The sequence below is a fragment of the Cupriavidus sp. FW305-F7 genome, assembly GCF_058782875.1.
Window position 1 is genome coordinate 107,156 of record NZ_JBYSYC010000009.1, and the last position, 24,097, is coordinate 131,252.

The following is a 24,097-nucleotide window of genomic DNA, read 5'->3' on the forward strand; positions in this document are numbered from 1 at the left end:
GATCGGAAACAGGTCGGGTGACGGGTCGAGTTAGCGGTCGATGATCGGTAAAAAAACGAATCGGGTCAGGGATTCCAGTGGACGAAGTTCCGGTACAGCTGCAGGCCCAGGGCCGCGCTCTTCTCGGGGTGGAACTGCGTCGCGAAAATATTATCGCGCGCTACCGCGCTGGTAAATACGACTCCGTATTCCGTTTCACCGGCAACATGGGCCGGGTCCTGCGCCTGCACATAGTAACTGTGGACGAAATAGAACCAGCTGTCGTCCGGGATACCGTCCCACAGCGGGTGCGGCCTGGCCTGGCGAACCCGGTTCCAACCCATCTGCGGCACCTTGTAGCGCGAGCCGTCGGGCTGCGTCATGCCGTCCAGCGCAAAGCGCACCACCTGGCCGGGCATCAGGCCCAGCGCCGGCGTACGGTCCACGCCGGCCCGGCTTTCGGTGCTGAACTGGAACAGCATCTGCTCGCCCACGCACACGCCCAGCATCGGCTTGCTGGCGGCGGCCTGCACCACCGCCTCCTGCAGCCCGGACGCGCCCAGCGCCGACATGCAGTCGGGCATCGCGCCCTGGCCGGGCAGCACCACGCGGTCGGCCGAGCGGATGCCTTCGGGGGCATTCACCACGCGCACGTCCGCTTCCGGCGCCGCGGCACGCAGCGCCTGCGCCACCGAGCGCAGGTTGCCCATGCCGTAATCCACAATTGCTATGGTAGTCATGATTTCAAAACAGGCAACAATGTCTTCAGCCCGTCCACAATGAATTCCACGGCCAGCGCCGACAGGATCAGCCCCATCAGGCGCGTGCCGATATTGATGCCGGTGCGGCCGATGACCCGGGCAATCGGGTCGGCCGCGCGAAACACCAGGTACACCACCGCACCGATCACCACGCCCAGGCCGACCAGGATCAGCAACTGGTACCAGTGCTGGGTCTTGCCGGCATAGACGATCACCGTGCTGATCGAGCCCGGCCCGGTCAGCAGCGGCAGCGCCAGCGGCACCACCGCGATGCTGGACTTTACCTCGGCCTCGTCCTCTTCTTCCGGCGTGGCCTTGGTGCGGCTGGTCTGCGCGTTCAGCATGTTCATGGCCATCATGATCATGATGAGCCCGCCACCCACCTGCAGCGACGCCACCGAGATATTGAAGAACTCGATGATCTGCTGCCCCAGCAAGGCCGACACCGCCACCACGATCGCCACCGAAACCGATGCGATCTTGATGGTACGCAGCTTTTCCGCTTCCGTCTGCAGGCTGGTCAGGCTGATGAAGAACGGGATCGCCCCGATCGGGTTGATCAGCGCCAGCAGCGAAATAAACGACTTGAGCGTATCCATCGGTTGCGGGTCGCCAGCATCGCTGGCCAGGTTCAGGCTTGGAAGGTCAGCGGGCGCCGCAACCAGCCGGCACGCCTACCGTGGTGGAAAGGTCAGAGCGTACCCTTGGTCGACGGGATCGTGTTCGCCGCGCGCGGGTCCAGCTCCACCGCCATGCGCAGTGCCCGGCCAAAGGCCTTGAACACGGTCTCGCACTGATGGTGGGCATTGATGCCGCGCAGGTTGTCGATATGCAGGGTCACGCCCGCATGGTTGACGAAGCCGCGGAAGAACTCGATGGTCAGGTCCACATCGAAGCTGCCCACGCGCGCACGCGTGAACGGCACGTGGAATTCCAGGCCGGGGCGGCCGGAGAAATCGATCACCACGCGCGACAGGCATTCGTCCAGCGGCACATAGCTGTGGCCGTAGCGGGTGATGCCCTTCTTGTCGCCGATGGCTTTTGCCACGGCCTGGCCGAGCGTGATGCCCACGTCTTCCACCGTGTGGTGGTCGTCGATATGCGTGTCGCCGGTGGCTTCGACCTCCAGGTCGAACATGCCATGCCGGGCGATCTGGTCCAGCATGTGGTCAAGGAACGGCACGCCGGACGCCAGTTTCTGGCGGCCGCTGCCGTCGAGATTCAGGGAAACGCGAATTTGCGTTTCCGAAGTATTGCGGGTGACCTCTGCAACACGCATGGTGTTAATCCTGCAGCGACGCTGCGAATGCCTCAAGGAACTGCGCGTTTTCTTCGGGGGTGCTGACCGTGACGCGCAGACAATTGGCCAGCAACGGGTGCATTTTACTCACGTTCTTGATCAATACCTTGCGGGCCAGCAGCCGGTCGAACGTCTGTGCAGCATCCGGCACGCGCGCCAGCAGGAAGTTGGCGGCGCTGGGGAACACCGTCACCCCCGCGTGGGCGGCCATGCCGTCGGCCACGCGGGTGCGTTCGGCGCGCAGCTGCGCGGCCTGTTCGTCCAGCACCGACACATGCTCCAGCGCGAACAGCGCTGTCGCTTCGGTCAGCACATTGACGTTGTAGGGCGGGCGCACCTTGTCGAGCTGCGACAGCCATTCCGGCGCGCCGGCCAGGTAGCCCAGCCGGATGCCGGCCAGGCCCAGCTTGGATACGGTTCGCATCACCAGCAGGTTGCCGAATTCCGTCAGGCGCGGCATCCAGCTGTGCTGCGCGAACGGCTGGTAGGCCTCGTCGACCACCACCAGGCTGTTGCAGACCTCGCCCTGGGCGGCGCGGACGATGGCCTCCATGTCGGCGGCATCGAACAGGTTGCCGGTCGGGTTGTTCGGGTAGGCCAGGTAAATGATGGCGGGCTGGTGCTCGGCCATCGCCGCCAGCATGACGGCGCGGTCGAGCGTGAAGTCCGCGCGCAGCGGCACGCCGACGAACTGCAGGCCGGCGAACTGCGCCGACATCGCGTACATGACGAAGCCCGGCACCGGCGCCATCACCTTGGCGCCGGGCTTGGCCGCGGCCAGCGCCAGCATGCTGATGATCTCGTCCGAGCCATTGCCGAGCAACACATCCATGCCGGCGGGCACCTGCATCACGGTCTTCAGCTTCGCGCGCAGCGCTTCGCTGCTGGGCACCGGGTAGCGGTTCAGCGCAACCTCGCCCAGGCGCTCGGCCAGTTCGCGGCGCAGATCGGGCGGCAGCCGGTACGGGTTCTCCATCGCGTCAAGCTTGACCAGACCGTGCGAATCCGGCACGTGGTAGGCGCCCATGGCGCGTACGTCGTCACGGATGATGCGTTCGATCAGGGAGGGCTCTACGGCTGACATGGGAACTCCAAAGTTGGCTGCGTTATCAGGCAGCGTGGGTCAGTAGATCAACTGCGTTTGTTGAAACGATATTCCGCGCTGCGGGCGTGGGCCTGCAGGCCTTCGCCGTACGCGAGTTCGGCGGCGATCTGGCCGAGCATCTGCGCCCCGCCCTCGCTCACTTCGATCAGGCTCGAACGCTTCTGGAAGTCATAGACGCCCAGCGGCGAAGAGAAGCGCGCGGTGCGCGAGGTCGGCAGCACGTGGTTCGGGCCCGCGCAGTAATCGCCCAGCGACTCGCTGGTATAGGGGCCCAGGAAGATGGCGCCGGCGTGGCGGATCTTCTCGCTCCACTGGCGCGGGTTCTCGGCGGAGATCTCCAGGTGCTCGGGCGCGATCGCATTGGCGATCTCGCAGGCCTCTTCCATGTCGCGCACCTTGATCAGCGCGCCACGGCCGGAGATCGACGCGGCAATCACCTCGCGCCGCGGCATGGTGCCGAGCTGGCGCTGGATGCTGGCTTCGACGCGGGCGATATAGCCAGCGTCCGGGCACAGCAGGATCGACTGCGCCAGCTCGTCGTGCTCGGCCTGCGAGAACAGGTCCATCGCCACCCAGTCGGGGTCGGTGGTGCCGTCGCAGATCACCAGGATCTCGGACGGGCCGGCAATCATGTCGATACCGACGGTGCCGAACACGCGCCGCTTGGCCGCGGCCACATAGGCGTTGCCGGGGCCGACGATCTTGTCGACCTGCGGCAGCGTCGCCGTGCCGTAGGCCAGCGCGCCAATCGCCTGGGCGCCGCCGATGGTAAACACGCGGTCTACGCCGGCGATCTGCGCGGCGGCCAGCACCAGCTCATTGCGCACGCCACCCGGCGTGGGCACGACCATGATGATTTCCTTCACGCCCGCCACGCGCGCCGGGATCGCGTTCATCAGCACCGACGACGGATACGCGGCCTTGCCGCCCGGCACGTAGATGCCGACGCGGTCCAGCGGCGTCACCTTCTGGCCGAGCATGGTGCCGTCGGCCTCGGTGTATTCCCAGCTGTGGCTGCCGCATTCGATCTTCTGCTTCTCGTGGTAGGCGCGCACGCGCGCGGCGGCGGCCTCCAGCGCGGCGCGGCGCTTGGGCTCGAGGTCTTCGAGCGCGGCTTCCAGCTGCTGCTGCGACACCTCCAGCGCGCCCATCGACGACGCTTCCACGCGGTCGAAGCGCTTGGTGTATTCCAGCACCGCGGCATCCCCGCGCGCCTTCACGTCGGCCAGGATCTGCGCCGCGGCGCGATCGATGGCCTCGTCCTCGCCAGCCTCGAAGGCCAGCACCTGGCCCAGCGCCTCGGCAAAGCCAGGCTTGCTGGAATCGAGCCGGCGGATCGGCAGGTTTTCCATTTCGGTTGCGTTCATGACTACTTTCCTCTCAGTCGGCGCGGGCCTGGTGTGGCCTTACGCCAGCGCCGCCGAAGCTCGTTCGAATGCGTCGAGAATCGGCGCAAGCCGCTCGCGCTTGAGTTTGAGCGCGGCCTGGTTCACCACCAGCCGCGACGAGATCTGCACGATCTCTTCGACTTCGACCAGGTTGTTGGCGCGCAGCGTGCTGCCAGTGCTGACCAGGTCGACGATGGCATCGGACAGGCCCACCAGCGGACCCAGCTCCATCGAACCGTACAGCTTGATCAGGTCGACGTGAACGCCCTTTTTCGCAAAATGCTCGCGCGCCGTCTGCACGTACTTGGTAGCCACGGCCAGGCGCGCGCCCTGGCGCACCGCGTTGGCGTAGTCAAACCCGGCCGGCACCGCCACCGACATGCGGCAGCGCGCGATGTTCAGGTCGATCGGCGCGTACAGGCCGGCCATGCCGCTTTCCATCAGCACGTCCTTGCCGGCCACGCCGAAGTCGGCGGCGCCATATTGGACGTAGGTCGGCACGTCCGAGGCGCGCACGATCACCACGCGCACGGCCGGGTCGGAGGTCGGCAGGATCAGCTTGCGCGAGGTCTCGGGGTCCTCGGTGACGCGGATGCCGGCGGCTTCCAGGAGCGGCAGCGTCTCGGTGAAGATGCGGCCCTTGGACAGCGCCAGCGTCAGCTGGTTGGGCGATGCGTTGAAAGTGGGGCTCATCGGACTTCCTCAGGCAATGCGGCGGATCTTCGCGCCCACTGCCGACAGCTTGTCTTCCATGCGGTCGTAGCCGCGGTCCAGGTGATAGATGCGGTCGATCACGGTCTCGCCATCGGCCACCAGGCCGGCGATCACCAGGCTGGCCGAGGCGCGCAGGTCGGTCGCCATCACGTTGGCGCCCGACAGGCGCGGCACGCCGTTGACCACCGCGGTATTGCCTTCGACCGCGATGTCCGCGCCCAGGCGGTTCAGTTCCTGCACGTGCATGAAGCGGTTTTCGAAGATGGTCTCGGTCACGCGCGCGGTGCCTTCGGCCACGGCATTGAGTGCCATGAACTGGGCCTGCATGTCGGTCGGGAAGGCCGGGTACTCCGAGGTGCGGAAGCTCACGGCCTTCGCGCGCTGCGGCATCGCCAGGCGGATCCAATCGGCGCCGGTCTCGAGCTTTGCGCCGGCTTCGCGCAGCTTGTCGAGCACGGTGTCGAGGATGTCCGGCTGCACGCCGCGCAGCACCAGGTCGCCCAGCGTCGCGGCGGCGGCGCACAGGAAGGTGCCGGCCTCAATGCGGTCGGCGATCACGCTGTGGCTGGCGCCATGCAGGCGCTCCACGCCCTGCACCACCAGGCGGTCGGTGCCGATGCCTTCGATCTTCGCGCCCATCTTGACCAGCAGGTGGGCCAGGTCGGTCACCTCGGGCTCGCGCGCGGCATTTTCCAGCACGGTCTCGCCTTCGGCCAGCGTGGCAGCCATCAGCAGGTTCTCGGTGCCGGTCACGGTGATCATGTCGGTGACCACGCGCGCGCCCTTCAGGCGCTTGGCGCGGGCATGGATAAAGCCGTGTTCGATGCTGATCTCGGCGCCCATCGCCTGCAGGCCCTTGATGTGCTGGTCGACCGGGCGCGCGCCGATGCCGCAGCCGCCGGGCAGCGACACGCGGGCCTCGCCGAAGCGGGCCACCAGCGGGCCCAGCACCAGGATCGAGGCGCGCATGGTCTTGACCAGCTCATACGGGGCCTCGAGCACGTTGACGTCGGCGCCGTTCAGGGTCACGCGGGCGCCATCCAACTCGGCCTGCATGCCCATCTGGCGCAGCAGCTTGAGGGTGGTGCGCACGTCCTGCAGGTTCGGCACGTTGTCCAGCGAGACGGTATCCGCCGTCAGCAGGCCCGCGCACAGGATCGGCAGGGCGGCGTTCTTGGCGCCCGACACGCGGATTTCGCCCTTCAGCGGGCCATTGCCGTGGATCTGGAATTTGTCCATGTTCTGTCGTCTGGAGCCGGGCACGCGCCCGGCGTCATGGTTCTGGGGCCGCGCGGGTGGCGCGGCGCATATTGGCGGGGCTTACTTGCCTTCGCCCGCCTGCCACTCGGCAGGCGTCAGCGTCTTCATCGACAGCGCGTGGATCTCGGCACGCATGCGGTCGCCCAGCGCGGCATAGACGCGCTGGTGGCGCTGGATCAGCCGCTTGCCTTCAAATTCGGCGCTGACGATGGTGGCAAAGAAGTGCTGGCCATCGCCCTCGACTTGCAGATGTTCGCAGGGCAGTCCTTGGGCAATGTAATCCCTGACTTGTTCCGGTGTAGGCAGCATGGGGTTCTCTTCAGCGTGATTCAGTATGGCCGGCCACAGTTCAGTGGCGCAGCTTGTATCCGGACTTCAGCAAGCGCAGCGCCAGCGCGGCCAGCACCACGAACGCCGATCCGACCACTGCCAGGCTGAACAGCGGCGACACGTCCGAGACGCCGAAGAAGCCATAGCGGAAGCCGTCGATCATGTAGAAGAACGGATTGGCATGGGACACCGCCTGCCAGAAGGCGGGCAGCGAATGGATCGAATAGAACACACCGGACAGGAAGGTCGCCGGCATGATCAGGAAGTTCTGGAACGCGGCCAGCTGGTCGAATTTCTCGGCCCAGATACCGGCGATCAGGCCCAGCGTGCCGAGGATGCCCGCACCCAGCAGCGCAAAGACGAGGATCCAGGCCACATAGGCAAAATGCAGGTTGGCAAACCACGCCGTCACCAGCAGCACGCCCAGGCCCACGGTCAGCCCGCGGATCACCGAGGCCACCACATAGGCGCCGAACATCTCCCAGTGCGACAAGGGCGGCAGCAGCACGAACACCAGGTTGCCGGTGATCTTGGACTGGATCAGCGATGACGAGCTGTTGGCAAACGCGTTCTGCAGCACGCTCATCATCACCAGGCCGGGCACCAGGAAGGCGGTGTAGCTGATCTGGTCATAGACCTTGACCCGGTCTTCCAGCACATGGCCGAAGATCAGCAGGTACAGCACCGCGGTCAGCACCGGCGCGGCCACGGTCTGGAAGCTGACCTTCCAGAAACGCAGCACTTCCTTGTACAGCAGGGTGCGGAAACCCACCAGGCCGCCCACGGCCATCGGCCCAAGGCCGGTGTCGTCCAGGACCTCGATATCGCCAGGCTGCTTCATGCCACGGCCTCCATCGCCGGATCGGGCAACGCACCGGGCATATGCCCCTCGCGGCGCATGATCTGCACAAATACGTCCTCGAGGTCGGCCTTGTTGATTTCCATGTTTTCGATGTCACAGTCCGCTTCGCGGCAGGCGGCCAGGATCGGTTCAACCGCCTGGTAGCCCGACAACCGCAGGCGCACCGCGCGCTCGCCGGGGTTGGCCGGCATGCGCAGCGGCTCCAGCGCCGGCGGCAGGACGCCGCGCGCAAAGGTCAGCACCAGCTGTAGCCCGGCAAACTGCGTCAGCAGGTTGCTGGTGCGGTCCAGCGTCACCACTTCGCCGAACTTGAGCATGGCGATGCGGTCGCACAGGGCCTCGGCCTCTTCCAAATAGTGCGTGGTCAGGATGATGGTGTGCCCTTCCCGGTTCAGGCGCGAGATGAACTTCCACAGCGTCTGGCGCAGTTCCACGTCCACACCGGCGGTGGGCTCGTCCAGCACGATAACCGGCGGGCGGTGCACCAGCGCCTGCGCCACCAGCACGCGCCGCTTCATGCCGCCCGAGAGCTGGCGCATATTGGCGTCGGCTTTCCCGGTCAGGTCCAGGTTGGCCATGATCTCGTCGATCCAGTCATCGTTGCGGGTCAGGCCAAAGTAGCCCGACTGCAGCCGCAGCGTCTCGCGCACCGTGAAGAACGGATCGAACACCAGCTCCTGCGGCACCACGCCCAGCATACGCCGGGCCATCCGGTAGTCGGCGACGACATCGTGACCAAGCACACTGACGCGGCCGGAATCGGCGCGGTTCAGGCCGGCGAGGATCGAGATCAGCGTGGTCTTGCCGGCGCCGTTGGGCCCGAGCAGGCCGAAGAATTCGCCGCGTTCGACGGTGAAGCTGACGCCCTTGAGCGCCTGCAGGTTGCGGTAGCGCTTGCGAACGTCGTGGATTTCAATGGCTTTCATGGCCGATTGTTTGTGGCGGGTCCGGCTTTTTCGGGGCCGGCCGCCGGGAATTGGGGAGCAACTGCGTGCCCGGACTTCCTGGCCCGGCGTGGCATGAACCGGTAACAGGCGGGGGGATGGGCGAACAACCCGGAATTATAGGGGATGCGGGGAGGGTCCCGCTTGATCTGCCCCCAGGGGCTCGGCGACCGCGCAGGGCCGTCGCCGCGGCATCGCGGGCGGCCGCCGTGCTGGCGACCGGCGATGCCGGATCAATGTCGGTGGTGGTGCCCTTGCGGCGCGGCCGCGGGGGCCAGGCCCAGCAGGCCGTCCACGCCGTACAGGCTGGCCAGTTGCGACAGCTGCGGCGGCACGCCGCGCAGCGACAGCGCCTGGCTGCGCGCGGCGGCGGCGCGGTTCCATGCCAGCAGCACGGCGACCGCAGAGGAATCCACCTGCGCCAGGCCGGTGCAGTCGACCTGCACCTCGCCCTGCGCCACGCGTGCCAGCCCGTCACGCAGCACGGCGGCGGCGTTCTGGTTGGTCAGCGAGGTGCCTAGCGAGAGCATGGATGCGTGGCCTGGGGATCGGTAGCTTGAATACGGTGGCAAAAACGACGACTCCCGCACATCGGGCGGGAGTCTGTGCCGCGAACGGCCATTGTAGAGCAGATCGGCGTGCCGTGCTGCATTGCAGCGGCGCACCGTTGGGCACGCGCGCCTCAGCTCTTGGCGCTGGCCAGCTGGCGGTTGCGGTCCTGCAGCGTCTTGATCACGCCCTCGACGCCCTGCTGGCCGACGATGGTGTTGAAGCTGCCCTTGTAGGCTTCGGTCAGCCAGGCGCCCAGCACGTTGATGTCATAGACCTTCCAGCCCTGGGCGGTCTTTTCCAGGCGGTAGTCCATCTGAATCGGCTCGCCCTTGTTGACGACCTGGGTGCGGATGGTGGCATCAGTATCGTCAGCCGTGCCGCGGTACGGGCGGTACTGCACGGTTTGGTCGCGGATCTGGGCGATGGCGCCGGCATAGGTGCGGATCAGCAGGGTCTTGAACTCCTCGGTGATCTGCTTCTGCTGCTCGGGCGTGGCCTTGGACCAGTTGCGGCCCATGGCGATCTGCGTGGTCTTCTGGAAGTTGGCGTTGGGGATGATCTTCTGCTCGACCAGCGCGGTGATCTTGGCGATATTGCCGGCCTGCATGTCCTTGTCGGCCTTGACGGTCGTCATCACGTCACTGACCACGGCCTTGACCAGCCCGTCCGGGGTCGCTGCGTCCTGGGCCGCCACCTGGGCGTGCGCCGTGCCTGCGAAGGCAACTACCGTAAGGAAGGGGACCAACAGTCGCTTTATCATGGATTTTCCTTCTTTATCAAAGACATTTTTCGCCGAAGGCGAACTGGCCGGGCGCCATTGGCTGGCGCGCGGCCTTGCGGTGATTGGAACATAAGCGCGGAGCGGTGGTTGCCCCAACAAGCGCCTTTTCCACTACTTATAAACAAATTGTTTCAGCCCTCACAGGGCATTCACAGCCTGGCGCGGGCCCTGGAGCCGCCCGCGCCACGCAGAGTCAGCGGATACGAACACCCGGCACGATCCGCTGCATCGGATCCATGGGCGGTATCGGCAGGCTCTGGCTCTCAGGCTGCAGGTCGCCCGGGGGCGTCTGCGCAGGCTGCGCCGGGGTGGCGGCCGGGGCCGAGGCGTCGGCCGGCGGCGCGGCGGGTGCCGGTGCCGGTGCCGGTGCCGGTGCCGGTGCCGGTGCTGCAGGCTGCGCCGGCGTAGCGGGCGTAGCGGGCGTAGCGGGCGTGGCAGGCTTTTCACCTTCGGCCCCGCCAGGGGCTTCAGGGCGCGCCGCCGGCGCCTCCGGGGCGCTGTCTGCATCCTCGTCGCCTTCCGGCGGGTTGCCGTCGTAGACCAGGTACTGGCGCCGCTGCAGGTAGGAATCGCGCATGAACGAGTACTTGTCCAGCGCCGCCTGCTCCAGCAGGTTGCTCGCGCCCAGCAGCTGCGCCCGGCCGGCGACGATGCGCACGCCGGTCAGCGAGTTGCGCAGCGATACCGGATAGAAATAGGCCGATGGATCGAAACTGCGGTCCACCAGCATGCCGCCGGTGTCACGCACCGTGCTGGGCCCGAACAGCGGCAGCACCAGGTACGGCCCGGGCGGCACGCCCCACACGCCCAGCGTCTGGCCGAAGTCTTCCTTGTACTTGGGCAGGCCGGCCGGGGTGGCGATGTCGATCAGGCCGCCGATCCCCAGCACGGTGTTCATGGCCACGCGCATGGTGTCCTCTGCGGCGCGGGCGGGCTTGCCCTGCAGCAGGTTGTTCGCCGCCGAGTAGACATCGCTCACATTGGAGAAGAAGTTCTCCACCGCGCGCTGCACCGGCGTGGGCATGTAGTCGGCATAGACCTGGGCCACCGGGCGCAGGATGCCCTTGTCGAAGTCCTCGTTGATCTTCGCGACTTCGCGATTGAACGGCTCCAGCGGATCTTTCGGATTGGCGGTGGGGCCCGTGGCGCAACCGGCAAGCACGGCCGCGGCAGCCACCGCGGCCAGGCCCTTGCAGAAGGATGGGGCAACGCTCATTTGAGGTCCCCTGCCGGCGCCGGTGCGCTGGCACCGGCGGACGCACCGCCGCCGGCATCTGCCGCCTTGTTGTACAGGAACTGGCCGATCAGGTTTTCCAGCACCACCGCCGACTGCGTCATGATGATGCGTCCGCCTTCGGCCAGCATGGCGGTGTCGCCGCCGGCTTCCAGGCCGATGTACTGCTCGCCGAGCAGTCCGGATGTCAGGATCTTGGCCGAGGTGTCCTTGGGAAACTGGTAGCGCTTCTCCAGGCTCATCTCGACGGTGGCCTGGTAGGTCTTGTCGTCGAAGCGGATCGCCGCCACGCGGCCGACCACCACGCCCGCGCTCTTGACCGGCGCGCGCGGCTTGAGCCCGCCGATATTATCAAAGCGCGCCTGCACGCTATAGGTGTCCTGGAAGGAAAAGGCGCTCATGTTCCCCGCCTTGAGGGCCAGGAACAGCACGGCGACAAAGCCCGCCGCGACGAACAGCCCCACCCAGAAATCGAGTGCATTCTTTTTCATTGGAATCTCTTTCTTCAACCCCGTAGTGTTCTTGTCGCTGTCTTGTCGTTGGTACGGCCGCGTCATTTGCTGAACATCAGCGCGGTCAGCAGGAAATCCAGCCCCAGCACGGCCAGCGACGCAATCACCACGGTACGGGTGGTCGCGCGCGCGACGCCTTCCGGCGTGGGCTTGGCCTCGAAGCCCTGGTACAGGGCAATAAACGTCACGGCAATGCCAAAGATAAAGCTCTTGATCACGCCATTGAGCACGTCGGCGCGCACATCGACACCGCCCTGCATCTGCGACCAGAAGGCGCCGGCGTCAACGCCAATCAACTGCACGCCCACCACGTAGCCGCCCAGGATGCCGACCGCGCTGAAGATCGCCGCCAGCACCGGCATGGCGATCACGCCGGCCCAGAAGCGCGGCGCGATCACGCGCTGCAGCGGGTTCACCGCCATCATTTCCATGGCCGTCAGCTGCTCGCCCGCCTTCATCAGGCCGATCTCGGCAGTCAGCGAGGTGCCGGCGCGGCCGGCGAACAGCAGCGCGGTCACCACCGGGCCCAGTTCGCGCACCAGCGACAACGCCACCAGCAGCCCGAGTGCCTGCTCGGACCCGTAGCGGTTCAGCGTGTAGTAGCCCTGCAGGCCAAGCACGAAGCCCACGAACAGGCCCGACACCGCGATGATCACCAGCGACAGGTTGCCGACAAAGAAGACCTGGTCGGTCACCAGCCGGAAGCGGCGCAGCAGCGCCGGGGACAGGCCCAGCAGCGTCAGGAACATGCGCGTGGCATGGCCCAGCCCCGACAGGCTGCGGCGCACGGCCGCGCCGATGGTGGTAAAGAAGTCCGTCACCGCGCACCTCCGGCGAAATCCTCGGCCAGCGAAGGTCCGGCGTAGTGGAACGGCACCGGGCCGTCGGCCTCGGCATGGACGAACTGGTGCACGAACGGGTCGGTGGAGGCGCGCAGCGCCTCAGGCTCGCCCTGCGCGACGATGCGGCCGTCGGCAATGAAATAGACGTAGTCGGCGATCTGGAAGGTCTCGTGCACGTCGTGCGAGACGATGATCGTGGTGGCGCCCAGCGCGTCGTTCAGGCTGCGGATCAGCCGCGCGGTCAGCCCGAGCGAGATCGGGTCCAGCCCGGCGAAGGGCTCGTCATACATCAGCAGCGCCGGATCCAGCGCGATCGCGCGAGCCAGCGCCACGCGCCGCGCCATGCCGCCCGAGATCTGCGACGGCAGCAGGTTGCGCGCGCCGCGCAGGCCGACCGCGTTGAGCTTCATCAGCACCAGGTCGCGGATCATCGAGTCGGGCAGGTCGGTGTGCTCGCGCAGCGGGAACGCCACATTGTCGAACACCGACAGGTCGGTAAACAGCGCGCCGAACTGGAACAGCATGCCCATCTGGCGGCGCACCGCGTACAGGCCGCGGGTATCCAGCGTGTGGATATCGGTGCCGGCAAAGCTGACCGTGCCCGCCTGCGGGCGGATCTGGCCGCCGATCAGCCGCAGCACCGTCGTTTTGCCGCAACCCGAGCCGCCCATCACCGCAATCACCTTGCCGCGCGGGAAATGCATGGTCAGGCCGGACAGGATCGGCTTGCCGTGGTCCGCATAGGCGAAGTCCACCGCAGTCAGTTCGACGAGGTTTTGAGCAGAATCGGTCACGTGGGCACCGGTCAGGACAGGCGCGCATTATAAGGTGTACTACCTAGCCCTGCTGGCGCCCGTGTGCCCCGCGCCACATGCCCCCTCTCTCAGACTTGCCCTAGCCTCCCAAACCGGTCCCCCCCTTTGCTGCTCAAGGCTCCTGTGTCGGCGCAACGTCCTTCAGGATCACCTGCCATTGGATCGATTCCGAGCGGATCGCAGTGGCGAACGCCTCCGGCGAGTCGCGCAGCGGCGTGACCCCCGCTGCCTGCAGGCGCGAACGCACCTCGCGCTCGGACATGACGGCGTCGAGCTCGACCGCCAGCCTGGCGACGATCGCGCGCGGCGTCTTGGCTGGCGCCATCACGCCAAACCAGGCGGCCGCGGCATAGCCTTCCAGCCCCGATTCCTGCAGGGTCGGCACCAGCGGCGCCAGCGGCGAGCGGGCCACGCCCGTCACCCCGACCAGGCGCAACCCGCCGCTCCTGACCTGGCCCTGGACCGCGGCAAACGAACAGAAACAGGCACTGATGCGGCCGGCCAGCATTTCCTGGACCACGGCGGCTTCGCCCTTGGCGGTGACCAGCGGCACGCCGCTGCGGATGCCGCGCACGGCGTACTCGGCGTACAGGTGGGAGGGGCTGCCCGATTGGCCGTAGCCATAGCTGTAGGAGCCGGGATTCGACTTCACCGCGGTCATCCATTGCTCGGGCGTGCGCATGGGCAGCCTGGCATCGATCACCAGGAACAGCGGCGTGGTGGCCACGCGCGCCACCGGCGTGAAATCGCGCACGACGTCATACGGCACCGGCTCCAGTCCGGGCTGGATCAGCATATTGGCCTGGTGCAACAACAGGGTGTGGCCATCGGAGCTGGCCTTGGCGACCACGTCGCCGGCAATGGTGCCGGCGGCGCCGGGCCGGTTGTCGACCTCCACCGGCACGCCCAGCCGGGCGGAAAGACGCTCGGCCAGCATGCGCGCCACCGCATCGGCAACGCCGCCGGCCGGGAACGGCACGATCAGACGCATCGGGCGGTCGGGGAACGACATGCTGCGGGCGAGCTGCTGGGTCCCGGCATGCGCCGGCATGGCTGGCACCGCCAGCGCCAGCGTGGCACACCCCAGGGCATACAGGCACAGGAAAGGCTGGAGCCAGCGCCGGACTGGGCCCATTGGGGGGCGCGGCGCCAACTTTGCTTTACCTCGCCAAAGCCGCGACAACTTGCGCACTTCGGGCATCAATTTCCTCCGGCCGGTCTCCTGAGGAGGCGGCAAGCTGGTTCTGGGGAAAAAGGATTTGCGAGGCAGTTTTCCGTTAGTTGTTTTTGAAAATTGTAAGGACATTACCCAGGCCACCACAGACACGTAAACCATAGCCGGGAGAACCCTGAAGGCCCCGCCAGGCCTTGCCAAACGCGCCATGGCGGCCAGGCGCACGGACCTCGCCGGCTATAATCGGCCGATGACGATTTACACCCTGCGGCCCATGGTCACCACCGACCTGCCGGCCGTGCTGGCGGTGCAAGCCAGCTGCTATACCGAAGTCCTGCTGGAGAGCCTGGCAGCGCTGGCAAGCCGGCTGGCGCTGTCCCCCGCCACCTGCTGGGTCGCGGACGATCCCGGGCATCCCGGCGCGCTCGCCGCCTACCTCTTTACCCACGCCTGGCCCGAAGCCACCCTGCCGCCGCTGGACGGCGTGCTCGACGATGGCTGGCGTCATGGCGCCGGGCCGGATGCCCTCACCTGGTTCGTGCACGACATGGCGGTGGCGCCCGCCGGACGCGGCGCCGGCCTGGCGCCGCGCCTGTACGCGGCGGCACTGGCGGCCGCGCGCGCGGCGGGGCTGCGGCATTCGCGGCTGATCGCGGTGCAGTCGGCCGCGCCGTGGTGGCGCAGGCTCGGGTACGCCCCGGTGGCGGCGCACACGGCCGCCGCCCATGCGGCCAAGCTGGCCAGCTACGGCGCCAGCGCGATGCTGATGGAGCGCAAGCTGGCCGACTGAGCGCTCCATCAGCACACTGGCGCCAGGACGACAAAAAGCCCGCCGGCTTGCGCCAGGCGGGCTTTTTGTTCTTGCCGGGGTGAATCAGCGCGGCAGTTCGGTGTGGCCCATCAGGAAGGCATCGACCGAACGCGCAGCCTGGCGGCCTTCGCGGATCGCCCACACCACCAGCGACTGGCCGCGGCGCACATCGCCGGCGGCGAACACCTTGGGCACGTTGGTGTGGTAAGCACGTTCGCCCTCGGTCGAGGCCTTGGCGTTCTTGCGCGCATCGGTATCCACGCCGAACGCTTCCAGCATCGAGCCCACCGGGTTGGTGAAGCCCATCGCCAGCAGCACCAGGTCAGCCGGCAGGATGAACTCGCTGCCTTCGACTTCCTGCATGCGGCCATCCTTCCATTCGACGCGGCAGGCCTTCAGAGCGGTGACCTTGCCGTTCTCGCCGATGAATTCCTTGGTCGCTACCGACCAGTCGCGCTCGCAGCCTTCATCGTGCGACGACGAGGTGCGCAGCTTGATCGGCCAGTACGGCCACACCAGCGGCTTGTCCTCTTCTTCCGGCGGCTGCGGCAGCAGTTCAAACTGCGTCACCGAGGTGGCGCCATGGCGGTTGGACGTACCCACGCAGTCGGAGCCGGTATCGCCGCCACCGATCACGATCACGTTCTTGCCTTCGGCGCGGATCTCGTTTTCGCCGTCGCCGGCCACTTCCTTGTTCTGCGGGATCAGGAATTCCAGCGCGAAGTGGATGCCGGCCAGGTCGCGGCCCGGCACCGGCAGGTCGCGCGGCACTTCCGAGCCGCCCGCCAGCACCACGGCGTCAAACTGGTCCATCAGGGCCTGGGCCGAGATGGTTTCACGGGCGTAGTTCTTGATCCCGGCCGGCAGTTCGCCGTCGGTCACCATTACGCCGGCGCGGAAGGTCACGCCTTCGGCCTGCATCTGCTCGATGCGGCGGTCGATCAGCGTCTTCTCCATCTTGAAGTCGGGGATGCCGTAGCGCAGCAGGCCGCCGATGCGGTCGTTCTTCTCGAACACGGTCACGTCATGGCCGGCGCGTGCCAGCTGCTGCGCGACAGCCAAGCCGGCGGGGCCGGAGCCGACCACGGCCACGGTCTTGCCGGTCTTGTGGCGCGGCAGCTGCGGCTTGACCCAGCCCTCTTCCCAGGCCTTGTCGATGATGGCGTGCTCGATCGACTTGATGCCCACCGGCAGTTCATTGATACCCAGCGTGCAGGCGGCCTCGCACGGTGCGGGGCAGATGCGGCCGGTGAACTCGGGGAAGTTGTTGGTCTGGTGCAGCACCTCGATCGCCGACTTCCAGTCCTGGCGGTACACCAGGTCGTTGAAGTCGGGAATGATGTTGTTGACCGGGCAGCCGTTGTTGCAGAACGGGATGCCGCAGTCCATGCAGCGCGCACCCTGGATCTTCGCTTCGCTGTCGGACAGCGCGAACACGAATTCCTTGTAGTGCTTCACGCGCTTGACTACCGCTTCGTAGCCTTCGTTCTGGCGCGGAAATTCGAGAAAGCCAGTCGCCTTACCCATGTTGCGTCCTTGGTCATGCTGCGCGGGACCGGCGGCGTCGCCGGCCCTGCGGTGGGGTCAGAATCTTGTCAGGACCGCGGCGGCTGCCGCGGCCCCTCTGCGTCGTTGCGTTGCGCTCGCTCAGGCCGCGATGGCTTCGCGGTCGCTGTCGCGGGCGGCCTGTTCCTTGGCGTACATCTCGCCCAGCGCGCGCTTGTACTCGGTCGGGAAGACCTTGACGAACTTGCGGCGTGCCGTGGTCCAGTCAGCCAGCAGCGCCTTGGCGCGCTCGGAACCGGTGTAGCGGAAGTGCTGCTCGATCAGGTTGCGCAGGATGACTTCATCCAGCACGCGCTTGCCGTCGACTTTGTGCCACGAAGCCTGGGGCTGGCCCTTCTCCTGGTCGGCCGAGGCCAGCACCGCTTCCAGCGCCACCATCGAGGTGTTGCAGCGCTTGTCGAACAGGCCGTCCTCGTCATAGACGTAGGCCACGCCGCCCGACATGCCGGCCGCGAAGTTGCGGCCCGTGCCGCCCAGCACCACCACCGTGCCGCCGGTCATGTACTCGCAACCGTGGTCGCCGGTGCCTTCCACCACGGCAACCGCGCCTGAGTTGCGCACCGCGAAGCGCTCGCCGGCCACGCCATTGAAGAACGCTTCACCGGCGATGGCACCGTACAGCACGGTGTTGCCGACGATGATGTTGCGGGTCGGGTCGCCGCGGAACTCGTGCGGGGCGCGCACGATCACGCGGCCGCCCGACAGGCCCTTGCCGACGTAGTCGTTGCCGTCGCCCACCAGGTCCAGCGTGATGCCATGCGCCAGGAACGCGCCGAACGACTGGCCGGCGGTGCCTTGCAGCTGGATGTGGATGGTGTCGTCAGGCAGGCCTTCGTGGCCATGCTGCTTGGCGACCACGCCGGACAGCATCGCGCCGACGGTACGGTTGACGTTCTTGACCGGCTGGATGAACGAGACGCGCTCGCCCTTCTCGATCGCCGGACGCGCCTTGGCGATCAGCACGTGGTCCAGCGCCTTGCCGGCTTCCGCCGACAGGCCGTGGTCCTGCACGTCGGTGTGGTACAGCGGCACGTCCGCGCCCAGCGACACCTGGTGGAAGATGCGGCTGAAGTCCAGGCCGCGTGCCTTCCAGTGCTCGATGCCCGGCTTGGTGTCGAGCAGGTCGGCGCGGCCGATCAGCTCGTCGAACTTGCGGATGCCCAGTTGGGCCATGATCTCGCGGGCCTCTTCTGCAACGAAGAAGAAGAAGTTGACCACGTGTTCCGGCTTGCCCTGGAACTTCTTGCGCAGCTGCGGATCCTGCGTGGCCACGCCCACCGGGCAGGTGTTCAGGTGGCACTTGCGCATCATGATGCAGCCTTCCGCAACCAGCGGCGCAGTGGCGAAGCCGAATTCATCAGCGCCCAGCAGCGCGCCGATGACGACGTCGCGGCCGGTCTTCATCTGGCCGTCCGCCTGCACTCGGATGCGGTTGCGCAGGCCGTTGAGCAGCAGGGTCTGCTGCGTTTCGGCCAGGCCCAGCTCCCACGGCGTACCGGCGTGCTTGATCGACGACCACGGCGAGGCGCCGGTGCCGCCGTCATGGCCGGCGATCACCACGTGGTCGGCCTTGGCCTTGGACACGCCCGCGGCCACAGTGCCGACGCCCACTTCGGACACCAGCTTGACCGAGATATCCGACGACGGGTTGACGTTCTTCAGGTCGTGGATCAGCTGTGCCAGATCCTCGATCGAGTAGATGTCATGGTGCGGGGGCGGCGAGATCAGGCCCACGCCCGGCACCGAGTAACGCAGCTTGCCGATGTAGTCCGAGACCTTGTGGCCGGGCAGCTGACCGCCTTCGCCGGGCTTCGCGCCCTGCGCCATCTTGATCTGGATCTGGTCGGCCGAAGCCAGGTATTCGGCGGTCACGCCGAAACGGCCCGACGCCACCTGCTTGATCTTGGAGCGCAGCGAATCGCCGTCGCGCAGTTCCAGGTCGTTCTCGATCACGCCGTCGCCCAGCAGGCCCTTGAGGGTATCGCCCTGCTTGATGGGAATGCCGCGCAGCTCGTTGCGGTAGCGCTTCTCGTCCTCGCCGCCTTCGCCGGTGTTCGACTTGCCGCCGATGCGGTTCATCGCCAGCGCCAGCGTGGTGTGGGCTTCGGTCGAGATCGAGCCGAGCGACATCGCACCCGTGGCGAAGCGCTTGACGATCTCCTTGGCCGATTCCACTTCTTCCAGCGGAATCGCCTTGGCCGGATCGACCTTGAACTCGAACAGACCGCGCAGCGTCATGTGGCGCTTGCTCTGGTCGTTGATGATGTTGGCGTATTCCTTGTACGTCTGGTAGGCGCCCTTGCCGTCGTCGGCGCGCACCGAGTGCTGCAGCTTGGCGACCGAGTCCGGGGTCCACATATGCTCTTCGCCGCGGATGCGGAAGGCGTATTCGCCGCCGGCGTCCAGCATGCTTTCCAGCACCGGGTTGTCGCCAAAGGCGTCGCGGTGCAGGCGCAGGGCTTCCTCGGCCACCTCGAAGATGCCGATGCCCTCGACGTTCGACGGGGTGCCATGGAAGTACTTCTGCACCAGTTCGCGCGACAGGCCGATGGCTTCGAAGATCTGCGCGCCGGTGTACGACATGTACGTGGAGATGCCCATCTTGGACATCACCTTGAACAGGCCCTTGCCGATCGCCTTGACGAAGTTCTTGACGGCCTTCTCGGGCGACAGGTCGCCGGACAGGCCCTGAGCCATTTCGGCCAGCGTTTCCATCGCCAGGTACGGATGCACGGCTTCGGCGCCATAGCCGGCCAGCAGCGCGAAGTGGTGCACTTCACGGGCGGTGCCGGTTTCGACCACCAGGCCGGTGGACGTGCGCAGGCCCTTCTCCACCAGGTGGTGGTGGATGGCGGACGTGGCCAGCAGCGCGGGAATCGCGACATGCTCGGCATCCACGCGGCGGTCCGACACGATCAGGATGTTGAAGCCCGAACGCACCGCATCCACGGCTTCGGCGCACAGCGAGGCCAGGCGGGCTTCAATGCCTTCCTTGCCCCAGGCCTTCGGGTAGCAGATGTTCAGCTCGTATGAACGGAACTTGCCGCCGGTGTAGTGCTCGATGTTGCGGATCTTGGCGATGTCCTTGAAGTCCAGCACCGGCTGGGACACTTCGAGGCGCATCGGCGGGTTGATGTTGTTCAGCTCCAGCAGGTTCGGCTTCGGCCCGATGAACGACACCAGCGACATCACCATGTTCTCGCGGATCGGGTCGATCGGCGGGTTGGTCACCTGGGCGAACAGCTGCTTGAAGTAGTGGTACAGCGTCTTGTTCTTGGACGACAGCACCGCCAGCGGGCTGTCATTGCCCATCGAGCCGGTGGCTTCTTCACCTGCCAGCGCCATCGGCGCCATCAGGAACTTGACGTCTTCCTGGGTGTAGCCGAAGGCCTGCTGGCGGTCCAGCAGCTTGGCCGCCGGCTTCTTCTCGGCGGCAACGTCTTCCGGCTTGGCGTCGAGCTCGTCGAGCTTGATGCGCACGGCGTCGATCCAGCTCTTGTACGGCTTGGCGTTGGCCAGGTTGTCCTTGAGTTCCTTGTCGTCGATGATGCGGCCCTGTTCCATGTCGATCAGGAACATCTTGCCCGGCTGCAGGCGCCACTTCTCAACGATGCGCGACTCCGGGAACGGCAGCACGCCGGCTTCCGAGGCCAGCACCACGATGTCATCCTCGGTCACGTAGAAACGTGCCGGGCGCAGGCCGTTGCGGTCCAGCGTGGCGCCGATCTGGCGGCCATCGGTGAAGCAGATCGCGGCCGGGCCGTCCCACGGCTCCATCATGGCGGCGTGGTACTCGTAGAAGGCGCGGCGGTTGTCGTCCATCAGCGTGTGCTGTTCCCAGGCTTCCGGGATCATCATCATCATCGCGTGGACGAGCGGGTAGCCGGCCATCGTCAGCAGTTCGAGGCAGTTGTCGAACGATGCGGTGTCGGACTGGCCCGGGTAGATCAGCGGCCACAGCTTGGGCAGGTCGTCGCCCAGCACCGGCGACGAGATCGCGCCGGTACGTGCGTTGATCCAGTTGACGTTGCCCTTGACCGTGTTGATTTCGCCGTTGTGGGCGACCATGCGGTACGGGTGGGCCAGTTCCCAGGCCGGGAAGGTGTTGGTCGAGAAGCGCTGGTGCACCAGGGCCAGGGCCGAGACGGCGCGCTGGTCCAGCAGGTCCAGGTAGTACTCGCCGACCTGGTTGGCCAGCAGCAGGCCCTTGTACACCACGGTACGGGCCGACATCGACGGCACGAAGTATTCCTTGCCGTGCTTGAGCTTGAGCGCCTGGATGGCGTGGCTGGCGGTCTTGCGGATAACGTAGAGCTTACGTTCCAGCGCGTCCGTGGTCATGATGTCGCGGCCGCGCCCGATGAAGATCTGGCGGATCACCGGCTCGGTGGTGCGCACCGTCGGCGACATCGGCATCTTGGCGTCGACCGGCACGTCGCGCCAGCCCAGCACGACCTGGCCTTCCAGGCGGACCGTGCGCTCCAGTTCCTGCTCGCAGGCCAGGCGCGAGGCGTGTTCCTTCGGCAGGAAGATCATGCCCACGCCGTATTCGCCGGCGGGCGGCAGGCTCACGCCCTGCGCGGCCATTTCCTCGCGGTAGAACTGGTCCGGGATCTGAATCAGGATACCGGCACCGTCGCCCATCAGCGCATCGGCGCCGACCGCACCCCGGTGGTCCAGGTTCTCCAGGATCTTCAGGCCCTGCGAGATGATCTCGTGGGATTTCTTGCCCTTGATGTGCGCGACCATGCCGACGCCGCAGGCGTCATGCTCGTTGCTGGGATCGTACATGCCCTGCGCTTGCGGGCGCAGGTCAATGGCGTGGGAAGACTCGCTGGTCTGCGCTTGGGCCGAAAGATTTTTCGTTTGGTCCACGGGCTGAATTCCGGTGAAGGCTGCGCGAACTGGCTGGGCGTACCGGAACGGGGACCGCGCGCTTTCTCGTTTTCTTTATTCCTCCACCCAAACCGGAAACCGGCGGGACGGAAAATGGGGACGAAGCTGTCAGCGGGCCGCAGCGGCGTACACGAGCGTGACGCGCCGCACAATGACTGTGGGTGGAGCAACTATATGGGAATCGCGTTCGTCTCGCAAAATTTTTAAATGGGGTCAGATCACACTAAGTTACGCACCATTTCCGTGATCCATTTAAATAGGGACATATTAATTTTGCGGCGATTCTGACCCATTCGATGATGCGGCTTGCACCTTTTTGGGGCGTCCTTTCGGCAACGGCTGCACGCGCCGCGTTGCATGCCGCTCCAATTGGGCCAGGAACGCTTCGTCGCCAAGCGGCCAGCCGCTATGGGCATGGCCGCGCAGTGTCTCCAGAGTTTTGCCCGACAGGCCCTCGGCGGTCAGCATCCGGTAGTTCGACTGCCGCTCGAACGGCGTATTGCCCAGCTCCCAGTACGCGGAGTGGTCGCTCACAAACGGGCTGGCCTCGATGCCGGCGTGATGGTGGTAACTGCTCCAGCAATCGGCCTCGGGGGTGGTCACCTCCCCCGCGCGCAGCGCGTTACCCTCGACATAGAGCATCGCCGGCAGCATCCACCGGGCGGGGTCGAACACCGCGGAACGGAAGCGCCCTTCCCACAGAGTGCCGGTGCGGCTGGCCACCCGGTTGAAGTAGCGCGCATAGCGCCGCCCCACCGCCTGCATGGTCAGGCTCAGCGAGTCTGCCTCCTTGGGCGTGGCCACCAGGTGCACGTGGTTGGGCCGCAGCGCGTAGGCGTGGATGGCAAGGTCATGCTCGCGCGCGGCCATGCGCAGGCAGTCGAGGTAGTGCAGGTAGTCGTCCGGCCCCAGGAACACGGGCTGGCGGTTGTTGCCGCGCTGCAACACCAGGGCGGGAAGACCGGCGGGGGAAAAGCGGGGAAGGCGTGCCATGACAGGTGATGCGAGCATTGATGCCCGCATGATAGCCTGATCCGTCCCCACTTATGCGGCAGGCTGGCGCGCCGATCGGAGGGCCAGCCCGAACGCGGCCGTCAGTTGCCTTCGCTGACGGCGAAGATGCGGCGGTGCTCGCGGATCGCGTAGCGGTCGGTCATGCCCGCGATGTAGTGGGCAATCAGCCGCGACTGGTCGCCCCCATGGCTGGCCTGGTACTGCGGCGGCAGCAGGCGCGGGTCGGACATGAAGGCCTGGAACAGGTCACCGACAATGCGCTGCGCCTTGGCCGACATGCGCATCACCAGATAGTGCCGGTACAGGTGCCGGAACAGGAAGCGCTTGAGTTCGGCCGCTTCTTCATGCATCTGCGGGCTGAAGCCGACCAGCGGGCCGGCGGCGCGCACCGCGTCGATATTGCGCGGGTTGGCCGCGGCGATATTGCGGCTGGTGGTCTCGATCAGGTCGACGATCAGCGTATTGATCATGCGCCGGACCGTCTCGTTGATGGCGCGCCGGCCGTTGACGGCGGGGAAGACAGCGGCCACCTCGGCGCGGTGGCGGGCCCACATCGGCACCTCGTCCAGCTGCTCCAGCGTCAGCAGCCCCGAGCGCAGGCCGTCGTCGATATCGTGGTTGTTGTAGGCGATCTCGTCGGCCAAGTTGGCCAGCTGCGCCTCCAGCGACGGCTGCGTGCCCTCCAGGAAGCGCCGGCCCAGCTCGCCCAGCGCCGAGGCATTGACCCGCGAGCAATGCTTGAGGATGCCCTCGCGCGTCTCGAAGGTCAGGTTCAGCCCGTTGAAGCCGCCGTAGCGCTCTTCCAGCTCGTCCACCACCAGCAGGCTCTGCAGGTTGTGCTCGAAGCCGCCATGGTTCTTCATGCAGGTATTGAGCGCATCCTGCCCAGCGTGGCCGAAGGGGGTGTGCCCCAGGTCGTGCGCCAGCGAGATCGCCTCGACCAGGTCTTCATTGAGGCGCAGGTTGCGCGCGATCGAGCGGGCGATTTGCGCCACCTCCAGGCTGTGGGTCAGCCGGGTGCGGAACAGGTCCCCTTCATGGTTGACGAAGACCTGGGTCTTGTACTCGAGCCGCCGGAACGCCGTGCTGTGGATGACCCGGTCGCGGTCGCGCTGGAATTCGCTGCGCGACAGCGATGCGGGTTCGGCATGCACCCGCCCGCGCGTCTGCGCAGAGCGGGCGGCGTAAGGGGCGAGATGGCTTTCAAAGTCGGTCATGCGGCGCGTCCGGTGGCTGGGGCGGGGTGGCGAGGCATAA

The 24,097-nt window shown here is 66.5% G+C and carries 22 protein-coding genes; 1 reads left to right on the forward strand and 21 read right to left on the reverse strand.

What is annotated here, in order from left to right:
- Positions 1-65: 65 nt before the first annotated feature.
- The 17 genes from hisH to AC3WL8_RS11010 form a co-directional block, all read right to left on the reverse strand.
- Entirely contained in the window at positions 66-719 is a 654-nt protein-coding gene (gene hisH, locus AC3WL8_RS10930; protein WP_013958202.1) for an imidazole glycerol phosphate synthase subunit HisH, read from the reverse strand.
- Entirely contained in the window at positions 716-1,339 is a 624-nt protein-coding gene (locus tag AC3WL8_RS10935; RefSeq protein WP_010812329.1) for a YchE family NAAT transporter, read from the reverse strand. The genes hisH and AC3WL8_RS10935 overlap by 4 nt, the downstream gene beginning before the upstream one ends.
- A gap of 92 nt (positions 1,340-1,431) precedes the next feature.
- Complete coding sequence (gene hisB, locus AC3WL8_RS10940; protein ID WP_013958203.1) at positions 1,432-2,019, reverse strand: imidazoleglycerol-phosphate dehydratase HisB; 588 nt, start codon at positions 2,017-2,019, stop codon at positions 1,432-1,434.
- Between the two features lie 4 nt (positions 2,020-2,023).
- Positions 2,024-3,124, reverse strand: coding sequence for a histidinol-phosphate transaminase (hisC, locus tag AC3WL8_RS10945; RefSeq protein ID WP_492378266.1), 1,101 nt, complete (start codon positions 3,122-3,124; stop codon positions 2,024-2,026).
- A 47-nt stretch (positions 3,125-3,171) separates the two neighbouring features.
- Positions 3,172-4,512: a histidinol dehydrogenase gene (gene hisD / locus AC3WL8_RS10950; protein WP_013958205.1), complete on the reverse strand. Its 1,341-nt coding sequence runs from the start codon at positions 4,510-4,512 to the stop codon at positions 3,172-3,174.
- Between the two features lie 39 nt (positions 4,513-4,551).
- Positions 4,552-5,226 (reverse strand): ATP phosphoribosyltransferase, encoded by a 675-nt coding sequence (gene hisG, locus AC3WL8_RS10955; protein WP_010812333.1) that lies wholly within the window; start codon positions 5,224-5,226, stop codon positions 4,552-4,554.
- A gap of 9 nt (positions 5,227-5,235) precedes the next feature.
- A complete protein-coding gene (gene murA, locus AC3WL8_RS10960) occupies positions 5,236-6,486 on the reverse strand; it encodes a UDP-N-acetylglucosamine 1-carboxyvinyltransferase (protein ID WP_013958206.1) in 1,251 nt (416 codons plus the stop codon).
- Between the two features lie 81 nt (positions 6,487-6,567).
- Complete coding sequence (locus tag AC3WL8_RS10965) at positions 6,568-6,816, reverse strand: BolA family protein (RefSeq protein WP_010812335.1); 249 nt, start codon at positions 6,814-6,816, stop codon at positions 6,568-6,570.
- 40 nt (positions 6,817-6,856) lie between these two features.
- The gene (locus AC3WL8_RS10970) at positions 6,857-7,678 is read right to left on the reverse strand and encodes an ABC transporter permease (protein WP_371827378.1); all 822 of its coding nucleotides are present in this window, start codon (positions 7,676-7,678) and stop codon (positions 6,857-6,859) included.
- Positions 7,675-8,625, reverse strand: coding sequence for an ABC transporter ATP-binding protein (locus tag AC3WL8_RS10975; protein ID WP_153955121.1), 951 nt, complete (start codon positions 8,623-8,625; stop codon positions 7,675-7,677). The genes AC3WL8_RS10970 and AC3WL8_RS10975 overlap by 4 nt, the downstream gene beginning before the upstream one ends.
- A 251-nt stretch (positions 8,626-8,876) precedes the next feature.
- Positions 8,877-9,215: an STAS domain-containing protein gene (locus AC3WL8_RS10980; protein ID WP_492378267.1), complete on the reverse strand. Its 339-nt coding sequence runs from the start codon at positions 9,213-9,215 to the stop codon at positions 8,877-8,879.
- Positions 9,216-9,325: 110 nt separating this feature from the next.
- Entirely contained in the window at positions 9,326-9,955 is a 630-nt protein-coding gene (locus tag AC3WL8_RS10985) for an MlaC/ttg2D family ABC transporter substrate-binding protein (RefSeq protein WP_153955120.1), read from the reverse strand.
- 214 nt (positions 9,956-10,169) lie between these two features.
- Positions 10,170-11,192: an MlaA family lipoprotein gene (locus AC3WL8_RS10990; RefSeq protein ID WP_492378268.1), complete on the reverse strand. Its 1,023-nt coding sequence runs from the start codon at positions 11,190-11,192 to the stop codon at positions 10,170-10,172.
- Positions 11,189-11,701, reverse strand: a complete 513-nt coding sequence (gene mlaD / locus AC3WL8_RS10995; RefSeq protein ID WP_153955118.1) for an outer membrane lipid asymmetry maintenance protein MlaD — start codon at positions 11,699-11,701, stop codon at positions 11,189-11,191. The genes AC3WL8_RS10990 and mlaD overlap by 4 nt, the downstream gene beginning before the upstream one ends.
- A gap of 62 nt (positions 11,702-11,763) precedes the next feature.
- Positions 11,764-12,543, reverse strand: a complete 780-nt coding sequence (gene mlaE, locus AC3WL8_RS11000) for a lipid asymmetry maintenance ABC transporter permease subunit MlaE (RefSeq protein ID WP_211980367.1) — start codon at positions 12,541-12,543, stop codon at positions 11,764-11,766.
- Positions 12,540-13,358: an ABC transporter ATP-binding protein gene (locus tag AC3WL8_RS11005; RefSeq protein WP_211980368.1), complete on the reverse strand. Its 819-nt coding sequence runs from the start codon at positions 13,356-13,358 to the stop codon at positions 12,540-12,542. The genes mlaE and AC3WL8_RS11005 overlap by 4 nt, the downstream gene beginning before the upstream one ends.
- A gap of 133 nt (positions 13,359-13,491) precedes the next feature.
- Entirely contained in the window at positions 13,492-14,514 is a 1,023-nt protein-coding gene (locus tag AC3WL8_RS11010) for a Bug family tripartite tricarboxylate transporter substrate binding protein (RefSeq protein WP_371827379.1), read from the reverse strand.
- A gap of 289 nt (positions 14,515-14,803) precedes the next feature.
- On the opposite strand from AC3WL8_RS11010, the gene AC3WL8_RS11015 reads away from it, so the two are divergent.
- A complete protein-coding gene (locus tag AC3WL8_RS11015; RefSeq protein WP_492378269.1) occupies positions 14,804-15,343 on the forward strand; it encodes a GNAT family N-acetyltransferase in 540 nt (179 codons plus the stop codon).
- A gap of 84 nt (positions 15,344-15,427) precedes the next feature.
- Here the strand turns inward: AC3WL8_RS11015 and AC3WL8_RS11020 are convergent, their stop codons facing one another.
- The 4 genes from AC3WL8_RS11020 to AC3WL8_RS11035 all read right to left on the reverse strand — a co-directional run bounded on the left by AC3WL8_RS11020 (position 15,428) and on the right by AC3WL8_RS11035 (position 24,057).
- Positions 15,428-16,891: a glutamate synthase subunit beta gene (locus AC3WL8_RS11020; protein ID WP_013958216.1), complete on the reverse strand. Its 1,464-nt coding sequence runs from the start codon at positions 16,889-16,891 to the stop codon at positions 15,428-15,430.
- 120 nt (positions 16,892-17,011) lie between these two features.
- Entirely contained in the window at positions 17,012-21,805 is a 4,794-nt protein-coding gene (locus AC3WL8_RS11025) for a glutamate synthase-related protein (protein WP_492378270.1), read from the reverse strand.
- Between the two features lie 288 nt (positions 21,806-22,093).
- The gene (locus tag AC3WL8_RS11030) at positions 22,094-22,819 is read right to left on the reverse strand and encodes a transposase (RefSeq protein WP_211980371.1); all 726 of its coding nucleotides are present in this window, start codon (positions 22,817-22,819) and stop codon (positions 22,094-22,096) included.
- A 101-nt stretch (positions 22,820-22,920) separates the two neighbouring features.
- Positions 22,921-24,057, reverse strand: coding sequence for a deoxyguanosinetriphosphate triphosphohydrolase (locus AC3WL8_RS11035; protein WP_013958219.1), 1,137 nt, complete (start codon positions 24,055-24,057; stop codon positions 22,921-22,923).
- Positions 24,058-24,097 lie beyond the last annotated feature (40 nt).